The following is a 19,440-nucleotide window of genomic DNA, read 5'->3' on the forward strand; positions in this document are numbered from 1 at the left end:
CGTCTGTTGGCTCGGCGCGTTCCAGGTCGCGCAGAACGGCGACCTCGCCAACTGGTCGACGGTCGGCCCAGGGCGATCCCTGCCGTGGGCGGCGCCATGGAGCTCGCGATCGGGGCCAAGGACGTCTACGTGATGACCGACTTGATCGCCAAGGACGGGTCGTCGAAGGTCGTGCGCTCGTGCACCTACCCGCTCACCGGCGTCGGCTGCGGCAGCCGCTTCTACACCGACCACGCCGTGTTCGACGTGACCCCCGAGGGCTTCCGCGCGCGCGAGGCGTTCGGCGACAATACCGTCGAGTCCCTTTCAGAGCTGACCGGACTGGAGCTGTCATGACCACCACGTTCATCTATGACGCTGTGCGCACCCCGTTCGGGCGCGCGGGCGGTGCGCTCGCCGGCATCCGTCCCGATGATCTCGCTGCGACCGTGATGCGCGCGACCGTGGAGCGCGCCGGCGTGGATGCCGCGCGCATCTACGATGTGATCTTCGGCGACGCGAACCAGGCCGGGGAGGACAACCGCAACGTCGCCAGGATGGGTGCGCTGCTGGCGGGGTTTCCGACCTCGGTGACCGGTGTGACGGTGAACCGGCTGTGCGCGTCGAGCGTGGAGGCGGTGATCCAGGGGTCGCGGGCGATCGAGGCGGGGGATGCGTCGCTCATCCTCGCCGGCGGAGTCGAGTCGATGAGCCGGGCCCCGTTCGTGGTGGAGAAGTCCGCGAAACCGTACCCGGCGACCGGGAACCAGACGCTGTGGAACACGGCGATCGGGTGGCGGATGACCAATCGCGCATTGCCCAAGGGTTGGACGATCTCGAACGGGGAGGCGGCAGAGAAGACCGCCACCACCTGGGGCATCAGCCGGGAAGAGCAGGATGCGTTCGCCGTCCGCTCGCACGAGTTCGCCGCCGCGGCATGGGCGGCCGGGGTGTACGACGGCGAGATCGTGCAGGTTCCCGGGGCGGAGCTGGCGCGTGATGAGGGCATCCGTGACGGGTCGACGGTCGAGAAGCTCGCGGGGTTGCAGGCGCTGTTCGCCGAGGACGGCTCGGTCACCGCCGGGAACTCGTCGTCGATCAACGACGGCGCGTCCGCCGTGCTGCTGGGCGCCGAGGGCGCCCTCGACGCCGAGCCGCTCGCGCTGATCACCGGTCGTGGGGCGCACGGCGTCGACCCGGACGAGTTCCCGACCGCACCGATCGAGGCCGCGAACAAGGCCCTCGCCCGGGCCGGACGCACCTGGGCCGACGTCGACCTCGTCGAACTCAACGAGGCGTTCGCGTCGCAGTCGCTCGCGTGCCTGCGCGGGTGGCCGGAGCTGGACCCCGAGAAGCTCAACATCCACGGCGGAGCGCTCGCGATCGGGCATCCGCTCGGAGCATCCGGCGGCCGCATCATCGGCCACGCCGCCCACGAGCTCGCCCGCCGCGGCGGAGGAGTGGCCGTCGCCGCCATCTGCATCGGCGTCGGCCAGGGCCTCGCCGTCGTGCTGGAGCGGTGATCGGGGAGCCCGGCGCGCTCGCCTCACCTCTCCAGCACGAACCGATCGCGGCCGGCGAAGAACCCGACCACGCCCTGCAGCGTCATGCTCACGAGCAGGATCACCAGCGAGATCGTCCAGCTGCCGGTGAGGGCGTGCACGGCGCCGAACAGCGCGGGACCGATCGCCGCGATCGTGTAGCCGACCGACTGCGACATGCCCGACAGCGCCGACGAGGCGGTGTGGTCGCGGGCGCGATCGGCCATCAGCGTCAGCGAGACGCCGAGCGACAGCCCGGAGAACACGCCGAGCGGCACGACCCACAGGCCGATGCCGTCGGGCCACACCATGAGCCCCGCGATGCCGATGAGGCCGAGCACCGGCAGCATCCCCGGGGTCATGCGCGAACCGCGACCGCGCATGAGCAACGCGACCGTGAGCGCGCCGACGAGCGAGAAGATCTGATAGACCATCACGTCGACGCCGGCGAGGGCGGCGCTGCGCCCGGTGTCGACGGACATCGTCGCGATCCAGGTGACGAGCACGTAGAACGTCGTGGACTGCACACCCATGTAGGCGGCGACCTGCCAGGCCACCGGATCGCGCCAGATGCCCAGGCGTCCTGCGCCGGATGCCGTCGCCGCCTGCCGCTCGTGACGGGTCACCCGCCACCAGGCGAACAGGGCGAAGGGAGCAAGAGCGGCGCCGGTCACCAGCAGGGCGAGTCGCCAGCCGGCGGCGGCGTCACCGGAGAGGTCGGCGATCGGCACCGCGAGACCGGATGCCCCTGCCCCCGCCCCGCCGAGGATCGCCGAGTACACGCCCATCATCATCGGCACCCGCAGCGGGAAGTCGCGTTTGATCACGGCCGGCAGCAGCACGTTGCCGACGGCCAGCGCGACGCCGATCAGCGCCGTGCCGATCCACAGCCACACGCTCGAGCCGGGGATCGACCGCACCAGCACACCGGCCGCGACCAGGCCCATGGCGACGAGGACCGCTCCGCCGAGACCCAGTCTGCGTCCGAACCCGTGCGCGAACGGCGAGACGATGGCCCAGGTGATGAGCACGATCGTCGACAGAGAGCCCAGCAGGGCCAGCGGGACGCCGGTGTCCGCCGAAATGCGGTCGATGACGGGCCCGACGGCCGTGACCGCCGGACGCATCAGCGTCGCGACGAGGCACAGGGCGATGATCGCCGCGACGGCGCGGCGAGATCCGGTGTCCGAGATGTCCGTGTCCCTCTCTTGCGCAGCGGCGTTCCGTCCAGGTCGCGCTTTCGGTTGTTCTCAGAATCTCACAGCAGCAGGCTGCGCGGATCCGAGCGCCCCGCCCGCGCGTGATATCACGTGGAACGTCGAGTCGCCTCCGAGGACGTCAAGAACAGGCCGTTAGGTTTGACGGCGTTCAAATTCGGCCCGAGGGAGTGATTTTCAATGTCCAGCCGAAAGAAAGCGGTCACGAAGCGCAGGAGGCTCGAGGTCGACGACGTCCTGGTCGTCAAGAAGTCGAAGCTGCGCACGGCGATCTCCGGAACCGTCGTCGGCAACTTCATGGAGTGGTTCGATTTCGGAATCTACGGATACCTCGCCGTCACGCTCACCGCCGTCTTCACGTCGGATGCCCCTGGCGGGCTCGGCCTGCTGCTGACCCTGCTCGGATTCGCCATCTCGTTCCTCGTGCGTCCGCTCGGCGGCTTCATCCTGGGGCCGCTCGGCGACAGGATCGGCCGTCAGCGCGTGCTGTTCCTGACGATGACGATGATGGCGATCGCGACCGCGCTCATCGGTCTGCTGCCGACCTCCGAGGCGATCGGCCTGTGGGCGATCGTGCCTCTCTACTTCCTGAAGATGGTGCAGGGCTTCTCGACCGGCGGCGAATACGCCGGTGCGACGACGTACGTCTCGGAGTTCTCGCCCGACCGCTCGCGCGGGTACTGGTCGTCGTTCCTCGACGTCGGATCGTACGTCGGCTTCGCCGCCGGTGCCTCGACCGTCGCGATCACGACCTGGATCGTGGAGGGCATCTCGGGCGCCGGCGCTATGGTCGACTACGGCTGGCGCATCCCGTTCCTCGTCGCGATCCCGCTGGGTGCGGTGGCGATCTGGTTCCGGATGAAGATCCCGGAGACCCCCGCCTTCGAGGCCGAGGAGAAAGACGCCCGCCCGGAGGACGGCAGCGACCCGCTGGGCCGCCTCGGCATCATCGGCATCTTCCGTCACCACTGGCGCGTCATCCTCATCGGCATCGCGCTGGTGTCGGCGACGAACACGGCCGGCTACGCGCTGACGAGCTACATGCCGACGTACCTCGAGACCGAGGTCGGTGTCTCCAACCTCATGGCCGCGATCGCCACCGTCCCGGTGCTCATCGTCATGAGCGCCTGCCTGCCGCTGATCGGAAAGCTCTCCGACAAGATCGGCCGCAAGCCCGTGTACGGCATCGCCGTGGTGTCGACGATCGTGCTGATGATCCCCGCGTTCACGGTCATGCAGATCGGCCAGGAGTGGGCGGTCATGCTGGCGCTGGCGATGGTCGCGATCCCCGTCGCGTTCTACGTCGCGATCTCGGCATCCGCTCTGCCCGCGCTGTTCCCGACAGCCTCGCGCTTCGGCGCCATGGCGATCGCATACAACCTGGCCGTCTCGCTGTTCGGCGGAACGACGCCGCTGTTCAGCCAGGCGCTGATCGATCTGACCGGCAACACCTACATGCCGGCGTTCTACATCATGTTCTTCGCGGCTCTCGGCGGCATCGCGATGCTGTCGATGAAGGAGACGGCCAAGCGTCCGCTGCTGGGCTCGTTCCCGACGGTCGAGACGAAGGCCGAGGCCAAGGAGCTCGTCGCCGAGCAGGACGAGAACGAGCTTCTCGACACGAGCACGATGCCGCTCGAGATCATCGTCCCGGCCGTCGCCGAGATGGAGAACGAGCGACGGGATGCCGATCCCGAGGCCGACCCGTCGGGGAAGAAGCCCGAGCCGGTCTGATCCCGAACATGCCCCGAGTGCGGCCGACGGTTGACCCGTCGGCCGCACTCGTATTGTCTGGAGTGATGCTCTCGCATCCATTCGACCAGCTCACCTCTGCAGACCTGCGTGCCGCGGGAAGTCTCAAGTGGACGATGTTCCCCGACACGATCGGCGCCTTCGTCGCCGAGATGGACTTCGGCGTCGCGCCGGTCATCACGTCGGCGATCGACGAGGCCCTCGCGGCGGGGCTGACCGGCTACCTTCCGCAGCATCTCGACGCCGCGTTGCGGGAGGCGACGGCTCGGCGCTACACCGAGCGCCACGGCTGGACGCTCGCACCCGACCAGGTGCGTCTCGTGCCGGATGTCATCGTGGCCCTCGAGTTCACGATCAAGAACTTCACCTCGCCGGATGCCGCGATCATCGTGCCGACTCCGGCATACATGCCGTTCCTCTCCGTGCCGCCTCGGCATGGCCGCCGAGTGATCGAGGTGCCCAGCATCCGTGACGGAGACCGCTGGGTGATGGATCTGGACGGCATCGCGGCGGCGTTCGCCGCGGGCGGCGAGATGCTCGTGCTCTGCAACCCGCACAACCCGCTTGGCACGGTGGCGACGCGCGACGAACTGGTCCAGGTGGCGGCGGTCGTGACGGATGCCGGCGGCCGGGTCTTCGCGGACGAGATCCATGCCCCTCTCGTCTACGCTCCGGCGACGCACATCCCTTATGCGTCGGTCTCACCCGCGGCGGCGGCGCACACGGTGACTGCGGCATCCGCCTCGAAGGCGTGGAACCTCGCCGGACTCAAATGCGCGCAGATCATCTTCTCCGCCACGGAGTCGCTCGAGAAGTGGGAGGCAGATGGCGGCTGGACCGGCCACGGCACGTCGACGCTCGGCGCGGTCGCGAACCTCGCCGCGTACACCGCGGGTGAGGCCTGGCTCGACGATGTCGTCTCGTACCTCGACGGCAACCGACGGCTGCTGGCCGAGCTCGTCGAGGATCTGCCGGGCGTGCACGTGAGCATGCCGGAAGGGACATACATCGCGCTGCTCGACTTCCGGGAGACCGGACTGTCGGGCGATCTCGGCGCGTGGTTCCGCGAGCACGCCGGTGTCGCGATGACCGACGGGGCCGCGTGCGGCGAGGCGGCGGTCGGATTCACGCGGTTCGTGTTCGCGATGCCGCGCCCGATCCTGCGCGAGGCGATCGAGCGGATCGGGTGGGCGCTGCGGGAGCGGTGAGAGCTCACCAGGTGAGAACCGCTGCCTCCGCTCCCGCTGGACGAGGTCTGCGGCATCACCTCGCCTGGAGAGCCGGCAGGTGCGGGTCACTCGGTCGGCGGCCGCTGACGGGCGGAGTCAGTCGACCGAGGCTGCGGCCTCGTGATCGAGCGTCTGCAGCTCCCGAGCGTCGACGAGCATGCGCAGGAGCAGCTCGTTGACGCGCACGATCTCGCTGGGCTTGAGATGCGCGAGCACGATCTCCTGGCCGCGCATCGAGATCGGCAGCATGTCATCGTGCATCTGCACTCCGGCGGCCGTGAGGTACATCGGGCGCGACCCGCGGGGGCCGTCCATGAGTACGATGAGATCGCGCCCGCTGAGGACGTTGACGCTCTTCGATACGACCGCCTTGTTGACGGCGAGGAAGTCCGAGACCTCGGTGGCGGATGCTCCAGGGTGCAGCGCAAGCGCCGAGATCACACGCCAATCATTGGTGCCCAGGCCGAAACGTCGGCGCAGCTCGTTCGACTCGCGCCACACCAGTGCATTGGACAGCAGCGCGAGCAGGCGAGGCGTGAACTCGTCGGGATCGATCGTGTTGCCGAGTGGCTCGCGCTGAATCCCGTCATCCGCTGTGCTCACTGATCTGTTCCTTCCAGGGCATCCCCTGTCGTTCTCACACACTAGCCGACGTGCGGGTCACGGCCGGGGTGGCCGCGGACCCGCACGTCGTCCGTCCGCGAGTCAGTGGGCCATGGCGGCCAAGGCGTCGGGGTCGATGGTCGCGATCGAGCGGGTGTCCTGGAATGCGCGCACTCCCTCGATGCCCTGCTCGCGGCCGAAGCCGGAGCCCTTCACGCCGCCGAACGGTGCACGCAGATCGAGTCGGGTCGCGCCGTGGTCGTTGACCCAGACGTAGCCGCACTCGAGCTGCGAGCCGACGCGGTTCGCAGCCTCGGGCGAGGCGGTCCACACCGACCCGCACAGGCCTGCCCACGTGTCGTTCGACAGCGCCACAGCCTCGTCCTCGTCATCGAAGGCGATGATCGGGATGACGGGCCCGAACTGCTCCTGCGTGACGACTCGCAGCGAGGGGTCGGCATCGACCACGATGGCCGGCCGGACGAAGTTGCCCTCGGAGAGTTCGCCGCCGGGAAGCTGTCCATACTCGCGGACGTCGGCGCCGGCATCCTTCGCCTCCTGGATGATCTCGTCGACGAACGCCTTCTGCGCCGGCTGGTGCAGGGGTCCCATCGTGGTGCCCTCGTCGAGTCCGTAGCCGAGCTTCACCTGGCTCAGGCGCGCCTCGAGGCCCGCGACCAGTTCGTCCTGACGCGAGCGGTGCACGAACACGCGCTTGGCGTTCATGCAGATCTGCCCGGTGGTGTCGTAGACGGCCGCGAACAGCCGGTCGAGGTGCGTGTCGTCGAGGATCGCGTCCTCGAGGAAGATCGCCGCGTCGTTGCCGCCGAGCTCGAGCGTCACGCGGGTCAGCGTCTTCGACGCCATCTCCATGATCCGCTTCCCGCCGCCGACCGACCCCGTGAAGCAGACCTTCGCGACGTCGTCGTTCTGGATGAGTCCCGACATGTTCTCGTCCTTGCCGGTGATGACGTTGAGAACACCGGCCGGAAGCTTCTCGGCGACGCGCTGGACGACCCGGGCGATGGCCAGCGGTGTGGACGGCGGCGCCTTGACGATGACCGTGTTGCCGGCGAGCAGCGCGTGCGGCAGCGCGGCGCCGAGAATCGCGATCGGCCAGTTGAACGGCACGATGATCGTGACCACGCCCAGCGACTGGAAGCCCACCTCGGTCGAGACGGGGATCGCTCCGGGGATTGCGGGCAGCGTGGTGCCGCTGTCGACCTGGTCGGCCAGCATGAGCGCGAGGTTCCAGCGCAGCTCGAACACGAGGGCGTCGACCCACGCCTCCATCCGCACCTTGCCGTTCTCCTGCGACAGGATCGCCGCATCGGCATCGCGGTCATCGGCGATGCCGGCGATCGCGTCCGCCATCGCAGCGGCGCGCTCCTGGGGCGACAGCGCCGCCCAGGCCGGGTGGGCCGATTTCGCCGCGGCCACCGCATCGGCGACGTCCTGCGGAGAGGCGGATGCCGCTTCTCCGACGATGACGCCCTTCTTGCCGGGATCCGCGACCTGAAGCACTTCTTCGGTGGAGCGCTCCTCGCCCCCGATGAACAGTCCCGTGCGCACCCCTGTGCGCGTGGCGTTCGTTTCCGACATCGTTCCCACCTCTCTGTGACTGAGTCGAAGCAGCGCACATCACTGTGTGTCGCTACCAAACAAAGTTATAGCGTTGCTGCCAAACAAGTTTATAGGCATTCTTCTTTACTTGTAAACGAGAACCTGTTAGCGTCACTCAACATCGCCCACGTCGAAGCGGGTGATGAGAGCAACCGAGAGTCGACGAGGACCCGTGCACCGGTATCCCGTCGACATGTCGATGAGGAGGATGCGATGGGTCGGACATCACTGACCGCGACCGAAGGACGACCCGGCGTCGTCGAGCTCGAGGAACTGGCCTTCGAGCTCCGCGAGAAGCTGCTGCAGCTGTGCGGAACCTACGAGGGCGCCGTGCACATCGGCGGGGATCTGTCCGCCGCGGACATCTTCACGGCGCTGTTCGAGTACGGGATGAACGTCGATCCAGCCGATATCGCCAACCCGAAGCGCGACCGCTTCGTGCTCAGCAAGGGGCACGCCGCCGTCTGCATGTACATCGCGATGGCGATCCGCGGATTCCTTTCGTACGACGAGATCGTCCGGACGTACGGACAGCTCGACAGCGCATACGGCATGCACCCGTGCAAGGTGCAGCTGCCCGGGGTGGAGGCATCCACCGGTTCGCTCGGCCACGGGCTGCCGATCGCGGTCGGGATGGCGCTCAGCGCCCGCGGCCGCGGGGATGAGCACCGCGTGTTCTGTCTGCTCGGCGACGGCGAGACCGGCGAAGGGTCGGTCTGGGAGGCGGTGATGGCGGCCCGGAGCAACAGGCTCGGCAACCTCGTCGCCTTCGTCGACCGCAACCGCCAGCTCATGACGAGCTTCGCCGAGGAGCGGGTCGTCTTCGAACCGTATCCGGACAAGTGGCGCGCCTTCGGCTGGAACGTCGTCGAGGTCGACGGGCACGACATGTCGCAACTGGTCGCCGCGCTCGACGCCCTGCCGGCGTCCGACACCGACACGCCGACCGTGATCGTGGCCGAGACCGTCAAGGGCAAGGGCGTCGACTTCATGGAACGCAATCTCGCCTGGCACGCCGGCTCGCTGAGCCCCGCCGACCTCGAACGCGCTCTCGAGGCGCTCAACGCCTCTCGTGAGAAGGAGACTGTCTGATGCCCGTGACCTTCACTTTCGGAGAGATGCTCTCCGCCCGCTCCGTGATCGGATCGACCCTGGCGGAGCTCGGCGACGAGTTCCCGAACCTCTACGTGCTCACCCCCGACATCGGAGCCACGCTCGTCGAGTTCCGCGATGCCTATCCCGATCGGTTCATCGATGTCGGTCTGGCCGAGCAGGCGTGCGTGGGGATCGCATCGGGGCTCGCCTACGACGGCAACATCCCCGTCGTGTCCGGGATGCTCCCGTTCCTGTCGATGCGTGCGCTCGAGCAGGTGCGAACCGACGTCTGCTATCCGAACCTGCCGGTGAAGATCATCGGTACGCACGGCGGGCTGGTCGGCAACGGCGGGTCGACGCACTACGCCGTCGAGGACCTCACCCTCATGGGCGCCCTGACGAACATGACCGTGACCTCGATCGGCGACCCGCTCATGGTGGGCGAGGTCATCCGCCAGTCGATGACGATGGAGGGGCCGATCTACATCCGTCTCGCCGTCGGCAAGAAGGACAAGGTCCTCTACGAGCCCGGCGAGCACGACGTCCGCATCGGCAAGGGCATCATCGCCCGCGAGGGCACGGACGCCACGATCTTCACGCACGGCACGACCGTCGCCCAGGCGCTCGATGCCGCGGATCAGCTGGCGACGGAGGGCCACTCGGTGCGCGTCGTCGACATGTGGACGCTCAAGCCGATCGATCAGGAGCTCGTGCTGCGAAGCGCGGCTGAGACCGGCGGGCGGTTCGTCGTCCTCGAAGATCACCTCGCCTACGGGGGGCTCGCCACCCGGATCGCCGATGTGGTCGCCGACAACGGCGTGCATCTGAGCGGGTTCGAACGCCTCGGCATCCCGCAGGTATACGCGGGATTCGGCGAGGACGAACAGCTGCGCGACAAGCACGGCTACGGACTGACGGACACGGTCGCGGCGCTCCGCCGTGTGATCTCCGCCGGGCGCTGACGGCCAGATGTCGTCCACACCATTGACATCGGTTCGAAGGAGAAGCGAATGAGAACGGCAGCGGTGACCCGGATCGGGAGCCTGCGCGACCCTGACGAGAGCACGCGCGGACGCATCGGCGTGGTCGATTTCCCCGAGCAGCCGCTCGGCCCCGAGGATGTGCGCATCCGCGTCGCATACTCGGCGATCTGCGGGTCGGACCCCCATCTGGCGGAGGGATTCTTCGGTACAGACGTTCCGATCGGCCTTGGGCACGAGCTGTCCGGGTTGGTCGAGGCGCTCGGCGAGCGGGCGCATCGCAACGGCCTCCGGATCGGAGACCGTGTCGCCGGCAACTTCCTCCGGTTCTGCGGCACGTGCCGCCCGTGTCAGGAGGGGCGGCAGCAGTTCTGCGAGCACATCCAGGAGTACAACCGCCCTGGCATGGCCGAGACCGTGACCTGGCACGAGTCGCAGGTGTACCGGTTGCCCGACGAGGTGTCGCTGCTGAAGGGATGCCTGCTCGAGCCGACGTCGGTCGCCGTGCGCATCGCGGACAAGACGAACATCCGTGTCGGCGACCGCGTGCTCGTCTGCGGCGGTGGTCCGATCGGCCAGCTCGCCCTGCAGGTTCTGAAGATGAACGGCGCGACCTCGCTGACGATGAGCGAGCCGATCGCGGAGCGTCGCGAGATGGCGCTGCGCCATGGCGCCGAGTTCGTCATCGACCCGCTGAACGAGGACCAGTCCGAACGCGCGTCGGCCATCACCGATGGTCGCGGCTATGACGTCGTCGTCGACGCCTCCGGGTCGGTGCACGCCGTTGCCGGGCTGCTCGATCTCGCCGCCAAGGGCGGCACGGTCGTGTACGGCGCGATGTATCCCGAGAAGTTCGAGCTGCCGCTCAACCTCTCGTCCTACCTCTACCTGAAGGAGCTGACCCTCACCGGCGTCTTCGTCTCGCCGTACGCGTTCCCGCGCGCGCTTCAGGTGCTGCCGCACCTGGACGTCGACGAGCTGACGCAGGCGGTCTTCCCGCTGGAAGAGGCCGCCGAGGCGTTCGACGTGCACGTGCGCGGACGATTCCCGAAGGTCGTCCTGCGCTGCAACGACATCGACGAGAAGGAGCGGGCATGAGCACTGTCATCGATCTCGACACCGTCGCTCGCGTCGTCGACGCGCCGATCCTCGAGGTGCGCGGCATCACGAAGCACTTCGACGGCGTCCAGGCGCTGCGCGGAATCGACCTCGAGGTGCGGCCGGGCGAGATCCACGCCCTCCTCGGTGAGAACGGGGCGGGCAAGTCGACGCTCATCAAGATCATCACGGGCCTGCACCGCCAGGATCAGGGCGAGGTGCTCGTCGCGGGTGAGCCGGTCGAGTTCGCGGGCGTGAGCGCAGCGAACCGAGCCGGTGTGGTCGCGCTGTATCAGGAGCTCTCGATCGTGCCGACGATCAGCGTGGCCGAGAACATCGTCCTGGGCAAGGATGTGCCGTCCACGCTCGGAGTCGTGCGGTGGTCCGAGCTGCGCCGTCACGCGCGTGCGCAGCTGGTCCGTCTGGGCCAGCACATCAATCTGCGCCGCCTCGCCGGCGGCCTCTCGCCCGTCCAGCAGACGATGGTCGCCGTCGCCAGGGCCCTGTCCATCGACGCCAAGGTGCTCATCCTCGACGAGCCGACGGCCGCTCTGACCGACACCGAGATCGAAGGACTCTTCACCGTCCTGCGGAGTCTGCGCGATGAGGGCGTCGCCATCGTGTACGTCTCGCATCGCCTCGAGGAGGTCTTCGCGCTGTGCGATCGGCTGACCGTGATGCGCAACGGTCGCACCATCGTGACCAAGAACGTCTCGGACTCGTCGATCGACGACGTCATCTCGACCATGGTTGGCCGCGAGCAGGAGGAGATGTATCCCGCGCGCGGTACCGGCGCGGGCGATGTCGTGCTCTCCGTCGAGGGGCTCTCGGGCCGCCGCGTGAGCGATGTGTCATTCGAGGTGCGCGCCGGAGAGGTCGTCGGCATCGGAGGGCTTGCCGGGTCGGGCCGCAGCGAACTGCTCCGCCTGCTCGCCGGAGCGCAGAAGGTGTCAGCCGGCACGGTGCGGGTGGACGGCTCCGGGCCGGTGGGTCGTGGAGTCGGCCGGGCACTGGATGCCGGCATCGCCCTCGTGCCCGAGGAGCGCCGCGCGCAGGGCGTGATCCTCTCGGCCCCGATCGCCGAGAACATCGCGATCGCCAATCTCCGGTCGGTGAGTCCTGGCGGCGTCGTCTCGCAACGGCGGATCGTGCAGCTCGCCCGCCAGGCGCTCGCCGACCTGCAGATCAAGGCCAGGGGCGTGCGACAGCCCGTCGGACAGCTCTCGGGCGGCAACCAGCAGAAGGTGGTGCTCGCGAAGATGCTCGCGCGCAACCCCAGGGTGCTGCTCATGGACGAACCCACTCGCGGGATCGACGTGGGGACGAAGGCCGAGATCTACCGGCTCATCCGCGAGCTCGCAGCGACCGGAACGGCGATCGTCGCCGTCTCCAGCGAACTCCCCGAGCTCATCGGGCTCTCGGATCGGATCCTCGTGATGCACGAGGGACGGATCTCCGGCGAAGTCGATGCCGACGGCGCCGACGACGAGCTCATCCTCACCTACGCATATGGAAGGGACGCCTGATATGGCGCAGACAGACACTCTCACGATCGCCGCAGTGGAGCGTGACCGCCCCTCGCCCACGCAATGGGTGTGGCAGGGGAGCACCGTGATCGCGCTCATCGTGCTCGTCATCATCTTCACGATCGCCGGCAACGGCGTGTTCCTCACGCCCGGCAACATGACGAACATCCTCAACCAGGTCGCGATCCTCACGATCATCGCGGTCGCGCAGACCTTCGTCATGGTCGTCGGAGACTTCGACCTCTCGGTCGGCACCACGGCGACACTGTCGGGGGCATCCGCTGCCGCGCTCATGATCGCCGGTGTTCCCGTCGCCGTGTCCATCCTCCTCGCGCTCGTCGTGGGGACGCTCGTCGGCGTCGTCAACGGCATCCTCGTCGCGTATCTTAACCTGTCGGCCTTCGTCGCGACTCTGGCGACGATGACCACGGTCGGCGGTCTCGCGCTGATCGTCACGGGAGGCACGACGCTCTACGGCTGGCCGGAGGAGTTCGGCTTCATCGGACAGTCCCGAGTCAACGGCATCCCGTTCCCCGTCGTCTACGCGATCATCATCGCCCTCCTCGCCTGGGCGGTGCTGCGCTTCACCACGATCGGACGCCGCTGGTACGCGATCGGCGGCAACGCGGAGGTGGCCCGGCTCTCCGGCGTCAGCGTCCGCTCCACGCGCTTCCTCGCCTTCGTCGTCGCGGGCTTCCTGTCCGGGCTCGCGGGCATCGTCCTGGTGAGCCGGCTAGGGAGCGCCGGATCCTCCAGTGCGAACGATCTCATGATGTTCGCCGTCGCCGCGGTGTTCCTCGGAATGACGCTGCTGCGGTCGGGGCAGGCGAACATCGGCGGCACCATCGTCGGCGTCGCGATCATCGGCGTCGTCCAGAACGGCCTCAACATCGTGGGCGTCAACACCTACATCCAGCAGGTCCTCATCGGCGTCATCATCATCGCCGCGGTCCTTCTGTCGGGGCTCAAGCAGAAGAACGCCTGACGGGCCCGACGGCCTGCCCTCGCACGACCACATCCCCCGTCGCGGCTCCGCCGCGACGATCCCACCCATGCAGCACGAAACACGACAAAGGAGTTCGATCATGCGCACGACAAACCGGAAGCGGCGTCTCTCGGCCGTTGCACTCACCATCGCCACCGTGGCGGCGCTCGCCGGATGCTCGGTGACCACCGGGGCCGCGAACAACGGCCAGAGCGCCGAGGGCAAAACCGACGGAATGGGCGATGACGGCGTCTTCAAGGTCGCCGCGTTCACCGCCGGATACGCGACTCCCGGAGGCAAGCTCACCCTGGACGCGTTCGTCGACGAGGGCAACGCCCAGGAGAACTGGGAGGTGACGCTGTACACCAGCGCCTTCGACTACGACAAGATCAACAGCGACATCCAGACCGCCATCCAGCAGGGGGCGGATGTCATCCTCGCCGGGTTCCCGGACCCGCGCCAGATCGCGCCGCTCGTCCAGGCGGCCAAGGAGGCCGACATCCCGATCTTCTCGATCGACGGCGGCGTGGAGCCCAATGACGACTTCGTCGTCGACATCACGTTCAACCAGGATCAGATCGCAGATCTCACCGTCGGCGCCCTCGAAGAGGCCATGGGCGGTCTCGAGGGCAAGAACGTCATGGTGATCGGTCACGATCCGCACGTCGGCATCCAGACCCGGTCCAACCTCGCGCTCGACAAGCTCGAGGCGGCTGGAGCGATCATCGCCGGCGGCGATATGAAGCAGGCGCTCGATCCGGGAACCGGGCGCACCGAGGCGCTGAACTTCGTCACCGACTACCTGCAGGCGAACCCGGAGGGTCTGGACGGCGTCTGGGTCGGCTGGGATGACGCCGCCCTCGGCGCGGCACGGGCCATCACGGAAGCCGGTCGCGACGACATCTACGTCACCGGAGTCGACGCGCTGGGCGAGACCGCGGTCGAGATCGCGAAAGACGGCCCGATGTACGCGTCTGTCGCACAGGACTGGATCAAGGTCGTCGACCAGATGATCGGGCTCATGAACGACTACCGCGACTCCGCGACGCTGCCCGACACCAACTTCATCCCCCTCGACGGCGAGCTCATCGATCGCAGCAACGTCGCGACCTACGAGCCGACGCTCTGACAGGGTCATGATGATGGGGACTGCAACGCCGTCTGAGCTGTCGTCGTTGTCCGACCTGCACGGAGATGTCGTCGTCGTGACCGGTGCCTCCAGCGGCATCGGCCAGGCGGCGGCGGAGATCTACGCCGCCGCCGGGGCCACCGTGGTCGTCCTCGGCCGGAGCGAGAGCCGCGTCGACGATGTCGTCGCGGGGATCATCCGCGCCGGGGGAACCGCGCACGGGTACGCGGTCGACGTGAGTGCGCGCGGAGCCGTGGACACGGTGTTCGAGCGCATCACGGCCGAGGTCGGACGACCGACGGTGGTGGTCGCGAACGCGGGCATCGCCGGCGGCGAGAGCTACCTCGGAGCCGGACGCATCGCGGGGTACACGGATGCCGAGTGGGATGAGGTCCTCGCGACCAACCTCACCGGAACGTTCGAGACGCTGCGCGCTGCCGCTCGCGTGCTCGAGACCGGCGGTCGGGTTCTCGTCACAGCCTCGACGGCAGGGCTGCGGACGGACCCGATGGTCTCGTACGCCTACGTCACGACGAAGGCGGGGATCCTCAACCTCGTCCGTCAGCTCGCCCTCGAGCTCGCCCCCCGGGGCATCCGCGTCAACGCGGTCGCGCCCGGTCCGTTCAAGGGCACGCGCATCGGCGACGGGGCGGTCGAGATCACACCCGAGGCCGAAGCCATGTGGGCGGGCACGATCCCGCTCGCACGAATGGGGACGATGGCGGAGATCCAAGGACCCATGCTGTTCCTCGTCTCGCCGGCCTCGTCGTTCATCACCGGGGCGGTGCTCGCCGTCGACGGCGGTGCGCTCGCCCTCTCGCACACCGGATTCTGATCGAATCCGCACATCCCCGCGGGCGGGGCATCGCGCCCCGCCCGCGGAACAAGAACAAGGAGTACTCAATATGAGGTTGGAAGGCAAGATCGCCATCATCACCGGCGGTGCCAGCGGAATCGGTCTCGCGACCGTGCAGAAGTTCGTGCGCGAGGGGGCGAAGGTGCTGATCGCAGACATCTCGCTCGAGCGTGCCCAGCACGCCTCGGATGAGATCGCCGCTGCCGGGTTCGACGGTGCCACCGCCGCGTGCCAGGTGGATGTCTCGGTGTTCGCCGAGGTCGAGGCGATGGTCGCCCGCGCGGTCGAGGTGTTCGGCAGGGTCGATGTCATCTTCAACAACGCGGGGATCGCCGGCGGACGGCCGTTGCTCGAGCACGAGCCCGAGAAGGACTACGCGCCGATCCTCCGCGTCGACCAGGACGGCGTCTACTACGGCATCCTGGCGGCCGGGCGTCAGTTCAAGAAGCAGGGCGGCGGTGGTGTGATCATCTCCACCTCGTCGATCTACGGCGAGCAGGCCGCCGAGCTCTCGTTCACCTACAGCGCGGCCAAGGCCGCCGTGATCTCGTTCACGCGTTCGGCCGCGTACGAGCTCGCGGAGCACGGCGTGCGCGCCGTCGCGATCACGCCCGGCCGTGTGGGCACGCCGATCATCAACCAGTTCAGCGACGAGCTGAAGGCGACGTTCGCGGCCGAGCAGGTGCGCAACAAGCTGACCAGGCCCGAAGAGATCGCCGACGTGGTGGCGTTCCTCGCCTCTGATGAGGCCAACGCGATCAACGGCACCGTCGTGAGCGTCGACGACGGGTACTCGGTCTTCAAGCAACGGCTCGACCTGCCGGTCTTCTGAGTCCGACATGGATCTCGATCTCGCCTGTCATCTGTCGATCGTCACGGGCTCTGCCGAACCCGGCGACCTCGCTCCGATCCTCGGACGGCTCCGTGAGCTGGGCTACCGCCGGGCCGTGCTCGCTCCGCTGGACGAGTCGGCGGCGGATTCGACAGCGCTGCGTGCCGTGTTCGCCGACGCCGGAGTGCTTCCGATCACGATGTGCGGACAGGGGCCGGGTGCGGATGTGTCGTCCCCTGACCCGGCCGAGCGGGCCGCAGGAGCAGCCGCGCTGCGGGCGTCGGTCGACTTCGCCGCGCGGGTGGGTGCCGATCAGGTCGGCGGCGTGCCGTACGGCCTGTTCGGCCGCCCCGGCGAGCCCCTGGCTCCAGACGCGTTCGAGCGGAGCGCGCGGGAAGTCGGGGCTGTCGCCGACTATGCCGCGGACCGCGGCGTGCAGCTGACGTTCGAAGTGCTGAACCGCTACGAAGAGGCGGCCATCAACACGGCGAGAGAGGCGATGGACTATGTCGCGGCGAGCGGCTCGGACAATCTCGGCATCCATCTCGACACGTTCCACATGGCGGTCGAGGAGGCCGACATGAACGAGGCGATCCGTCATGCCTTGCCTCGACTGCGCTATCTCGAGCTCGGACAGTCCGGTCGCGGTCTGCTCAGCACCGGGGCGATCGACATCCCGGGCGTCCTGCAGGAGGCGCTCGACGACGGATACCAGGGCCGCATCGGCATCGAGGCGTTCTCGCGCCCCTTCATGGACGACGCGGTGGCCGACATGCTGTCGATCTGGCGGGCACCGTACGACGATGGGATCGCGCTCGCATCCGACGCGGTCCGCGTGATCCGCACAGGGTGGACTGCGAGCATACCGGGCAGGCGGGCTCGCCGGCTCTCACGAAGCGGCGCCTGAGGCCGCACACCGACGAAGGAGCAACCGATGACCACCGAGACCAGTACGACCGAACGCCTCATGTCAGAGAGCGTGTTCGGCGGGAAGATCTTCATCGACGGCGAGTGGGTCGCCGGTTCCGGAGGCGAGATCGACTCGATCGCCCCGGCGACCGGTGAACCGGTCGCGTCGGTCGGCGTCGCCGGACCCGCCGACGTCGCCCGGGCGGCCGCCTCGGCCGCGAAGGCGCAGCGAGAATGGGCGGCGACCCCGCATCCCGAGCGCGCGGCCGTGCTGCGGCGGGCCGCCCAGCTGTGGGAGCAGCACACCGACGAGATCATGGACTGGAACATCCGCGAGGTGGGCGCGATCCCGCCGCTGGCGGGCTTCGCGCTGCACGTGACAGCGGCAGAGTGCTACGAGGCCGCTGCTCTGCCGTCGGCGCCGCTGGGCTCGATCCTCTCCAGCGAGGAGCCACGGCTGTCGCTCGCGCAGCACGTCCCGGTCGGCGTGGTCGCGGTCATCTCGCCTTTCAACGTGCCGCTCATCCTCGGCATCCGCGCGGTCGCCCCCGCCCTCGCGCTGGGCAACGCGGTGCTGCTCAAGCCCGACCCGCGCACGGTCATCACCGGCGGCGTCTCGATGGTGCGGATCTTCGAGGAGGCAGGTCTCCCCGCCGGGCTCCTGCAGCTCGTCCCTGGCGGGGCCGATGTCGGTGAGGCGCTCGTCACCGACCCGAATGTGCGGGTCATCGCCTTCACCGGGTCGACCCGTGCGGGACGCATCGTCGGCGAACTCGCCGGGCGTCACCTGAAGCGCGCGCACCTCGAGCTGGGCGGCAACTCGGCGTTCGTCATCCGTGAGGACGCCGACGTCGACCAGGCTGTGAACCTCGCGACGTGGGGCGCGTTCCTGCATCAGGGGCAGATCTGCATGACCGTGGGACGGCACATCGTGCACGAATCGCTGTTCGACCAGTATGTTTCGAAGCTCGCGGCGAAAGCCGATTCGATGGTCGTCGGCGATCCTGCTGCGGGACAGGTGCATCTCGGGCCCCTCATCGACGAGACGCAGCGCGACCGCGTCCACGCGATGGTGCAGGATGCCGTCGCCCAGGGCGCGACTCTCGCCGCAGGTGGCTCGTACGAGGGCCTCTTCTACCGCCCGACAGTGCTCGCCGATCCGCCGCGCGAGGCGGCGGCGTACTGCGATGAGGTGTTCGGCCCCGTTGCATCCGTGGTGCCGTTTGCGACCGACGACGAGGCCGTCGAACTGGCTGCGGGCACCGAGTACGGACTGTCGCTGGGCATCGTGAGCCGAGACGTCATGGCGGCTCTCGCGATGGCGCAGCGCATTCCGACGGGCATCGTGCACATCAATGACCAGACGGTCAACGATGAGGCCAACAGCCCGTTCGGCGGCGTCGGCGCATCGGGCACAGGGTCTCGCCATGGCGGTGCGCAGGCGAACATCGACGCATTCACGGAGACCCGCTGGATCACTCTTCGCCGGGAACCGGGGCAGTACCCGCTGTAAGAGGTGCGCGGGGCGTCGACGGCGAAGGGCGGCGCCCCGCAGCGCCCCGTCGGGATCAGGCGCGCGCCGCGATGGCCGCGGCATCGACACCCCGCGGTCGCGTGAGCTCACGGTCGCCGCGAGCCAGACGGTGTCCGCCCACATGATCCCTGCGTGGCTCGTCGCGTTGCGGGACCGACAGGTCCGCGCCGGTCGTGCACCGACCGCCGTGCGGCTGATGACGGTGAACAGCACGGAGGTCGAGGTGCTGGTCCATGAGGGCACGGCCGACCTCGGCTTCATCGAGTCGTCCGCCGTGCCTGCCGGGCTCTCCCGCACGACCGTGCGCATGGACGCGCTCACTCTGGTCGTCGCGCCGTCGCGCCGTCGCATCCGTGGGCTCGGCGGCAGGCGATCCCGATCGAGGAGGTCGCCGACACCGAACTCGCCGCCCGTGAGGCCGGCAGCGGCACGCGTCAGACGTGGGAGGACACGGTGCGCAGGATCGTCGGGCGGGATGCCGTGGCGCCCGCCGTCGTGCTGCCCACATCGGCTGCCGTGCGCATGCCGCAGCCGAAGGGCTTGCCCCTGCCG

17 protein-coding genes and 1 pseudogene are annotated in these 19,440 nt (G+C 68.4%); 15 read left to right on the forward strand and 3 right to left on the reverse strand.

Going from position 1 to position 19,440, the window contains the following annotated elements; translation table 11 throughout:
- Window positions 1-336, forward strand: a pseudogene (locus tag HWX58_RS14605) (CoA-transferase); the annotation flags it as partial.
- Window positions 333-1,502: a thiolase family protein gene (locus HWX58_RS14610; RefSeq protein ID WP_175988969.1), complete on the forward strand. Its 1,170-nt coding sequence runs from the start codon at window positions 333-335 to the stop codon at window positions 1,500-1,502. The pseudogene HWX58_RS14605 and the gene HWX58_RS14610, both read left to right, overlap by 4 nt.
- 23 nt (window positions 1,503-1,525) lie before the next feature.
- Here the strand turns inward: HWX58_RS14610 and HWX58_RS14615 are convergent, their stop codons facing one another.
- Window positions 1,526-2,713, reverse strand: coding sequence for an MFS transporter (locus HWX58_RS14615; RefSeq protein WP_368356429.1), 1,188 nt, complete (start codon window positions 2,711-2,713; stop codon window positions 1,526-1,528).
- Between the two features lie 204 nt (window positions 2,714-2,917).
- On the opposite strand from HWX58_RS14615, the gene HWX58_RS14620 reads away from it, so the two are divergent.
- Window positions 2,918-4,471 carry an MFS transporter gene (locus tag HWX58_RS14620; protein ID WP_175988972.1) on the forward strand — a complete coding sequence of 518 codons (1,554 nt, stop codon included), beginning with the start codon at window positions 2,918-2,920 and terminating at the stop codon, window positions 4,469-4,471.
- Between the two features lie 65 nt (window positions 4,472-4,536).
- Window positions 4,537-5,697: a MalY/PatB family protein gene (locus HWX58_RS14625; RefSeq protein ID WP_175988974.1), complete on the forward strand. Its 1,161-nt coding sequence runs from the start codon at window positions 4,537-4,539 to the stop codon at window positions 5,695-5,697.
- Window positions 5,698-5,814: 117 nt separating this feature from the next.
- On the opposite strand, the gene HWX58_RS14630 is transcribed toward HWX58_RS14625, so the two are convergent.
- Window positions 5,815-6,321, reverse strand: coding sequence for a MarR family winged helix-turn-helix transcriptional regulator (locus tag HWX58_RS14630; protein ID WP_175988976.1), 507 nt, complete (start codon window positions 6,319-6,321; stop codon window positions 5,815-5,817).
- A 102-nt stretch (window positions 6,322-6,423) separates the two neighbouring features.
- Window positions 6,424-7,923, reverse strand: a complete 1,500-nt coding sequence (locus HWX58_RS14635; protein WP_175988979.1) for an aldehyde dehydrogenase family protein — start codon at window positions 7,921-7,923, stop codon at window positions 6,424-6,426.
- Between the two features lie 234 nt (window positions 7,924-8,157).
- Between HWX58_RS14635 and HWX58_RS14640 the strand changes: the two genes are divergently transcribed.
- The 11 genes from HWX58_RS14640 to HWX58_RS15485 all read left to right on the forward strand — a co-directional run.
- Window positions 8,158-9,036: a transketolase gene (locus tag HWX58_RS14640; protein ID WP_175988981.1), complete on the forward strand. Its 879-nt coding sequence runs from the start codon at window positions 8,158-8,160 to the stop codon at window positions 9,034-9,036.
- A complete protein-coding gene (locus HWX58_RS14645) occupies window positions 9,036-10,001 on the forward strand; it encodes a transketolase family protein (RefSeq protein WP_175988984.1) in 966 nt (321 codons plus the stop codon). The genes HWX58_RS14640 and HWX58_RS14645 overlap by 1 nt, the downstream gene beginning before the upstream one ends.
- A gap of 48 nt (window positions 10,002-10,049) precedes the next feature.
- Window positions 10,050-11,117: a zinc-dependent alcohol dehydrogenase gene (locus tag HWX58_RS14650; protein WP_175988986.1), complete on the forward strand. Its 1,068-nt coding sequence runs from the start codon at window positions 10,050-10,052 to the stop codon at window positions 11,115-11,117.
- Entirely contained in the window at window positions 11,114-12,643 is a 1,530-nt protein-coding gene (locus HWX58_RS14655; RefSeq protein ID WP_175988988.1) for a sugar ABC transporter ATP-binding protein, read from the forward strand. The genes HWX58_RS14650 and HWX58_RS14655 overlap by 4 nt, the downstream gene beginning before the upstream one ends.
- A gap of 1 nt (window position 12,644) precedes the next feature.
- The gene (locus HWX58_RS14660; RefSeq protein WP_250646287.1) at window positions 12,645-13,628 is read left to right on the forward strand and encodes an ABC transporter permease; all 984 of its coding nucleotides are present in this window, start codon (window positions 12,645-12,647) and stop codon (window positions 13,626-13,628) included.
- Window positions 13,629-13,728: 100 nt separating this feature from the next.
- On the forward strand, window positions 13,729-14,757 hold the full coding sequence (locus HWX58_RS14665; RefSeq protein ID WP_175988992.1) for a sugar ABC transporter substrate-binding protein: 1,029 nt from the start codon (window positions 13,729-13,731) through the stop codon (window positions 14,755-14,757).
- 13 nt (window positions 14,758-14,770) lie between these two features.
- Window positions 14,771-15,592 carry an SDR family NAD(P)-dependent oxidoreductase gene (locus HWX58_RS14670; RefSeq protein WP_217703005.1) on the forward strand — a complete coding sequence of 274 codons (822 nt, stop codon included), beginning with the start codon at window positions 14,771-14,773 and terminating at the stop codon, window positions 15,590-15,592.
- Window positions 15,593-15,662: 70 nt separating this feature from the next.
- Window positions 15,663-16,445: an SDR family NAD(P)-dependent oxidoreductase gene (locus HWX58_RS14675; RefSeq protein WP_175988996.1), complete on the forward strand. Its 783-nt coding sequence runs from the start codon at window positions 15,663-15,665 to the stop codon at window positions 16,443-16,445.
- Window positions 16,446-16,452: 7 nt separating this feature from the next.
- The gene (locus HWX58_RS14680; protein WP_175988998.1) at window positions 16,453-17,352 is read left to right on the forward strand and encodes a sugar phosphate isomerase/epimerase family protein; all 900 of its coding nucleotides are present in this window, start codon (window positions 16,453-16,455) and stop codon (window positions 17,350-17,352) included.
- A 27-nt stretch (window positions 17,353-17,379) separates the two neighbouring features.
- Complete coding sequence (locus tag HWX58_RS14685; RefSeq protein WP_217703006.1) at window positions 17,380-18,867, forward strand: benzaldehyde dehydrogenase; 1,488 nt, start codon at window positions 17,380-17,382, stop codon at window positions 18,865-18,867.
- Window positions 18,782-19,440 (forward strand): LysR substrate-binding domain-containing protein (locus HWX58_RS15485; RefSeq protein WP_368356428.1); only part of this gene is annotated, 659 nt, incomplete at its 3' end. The genes HWX58_RS14685 and HWX58_RS15485, both read left to right, overlap by 86 nt.

This window comes from Microbacterium tenebrionis (assembly GCF_903645325.1).
Lineage (GTDB): Bacteria > Actinomycetota > Actinomycetes > Actinomycetales > Microbacteriaceae > Microbacterium > Microbacterium tenebrionis.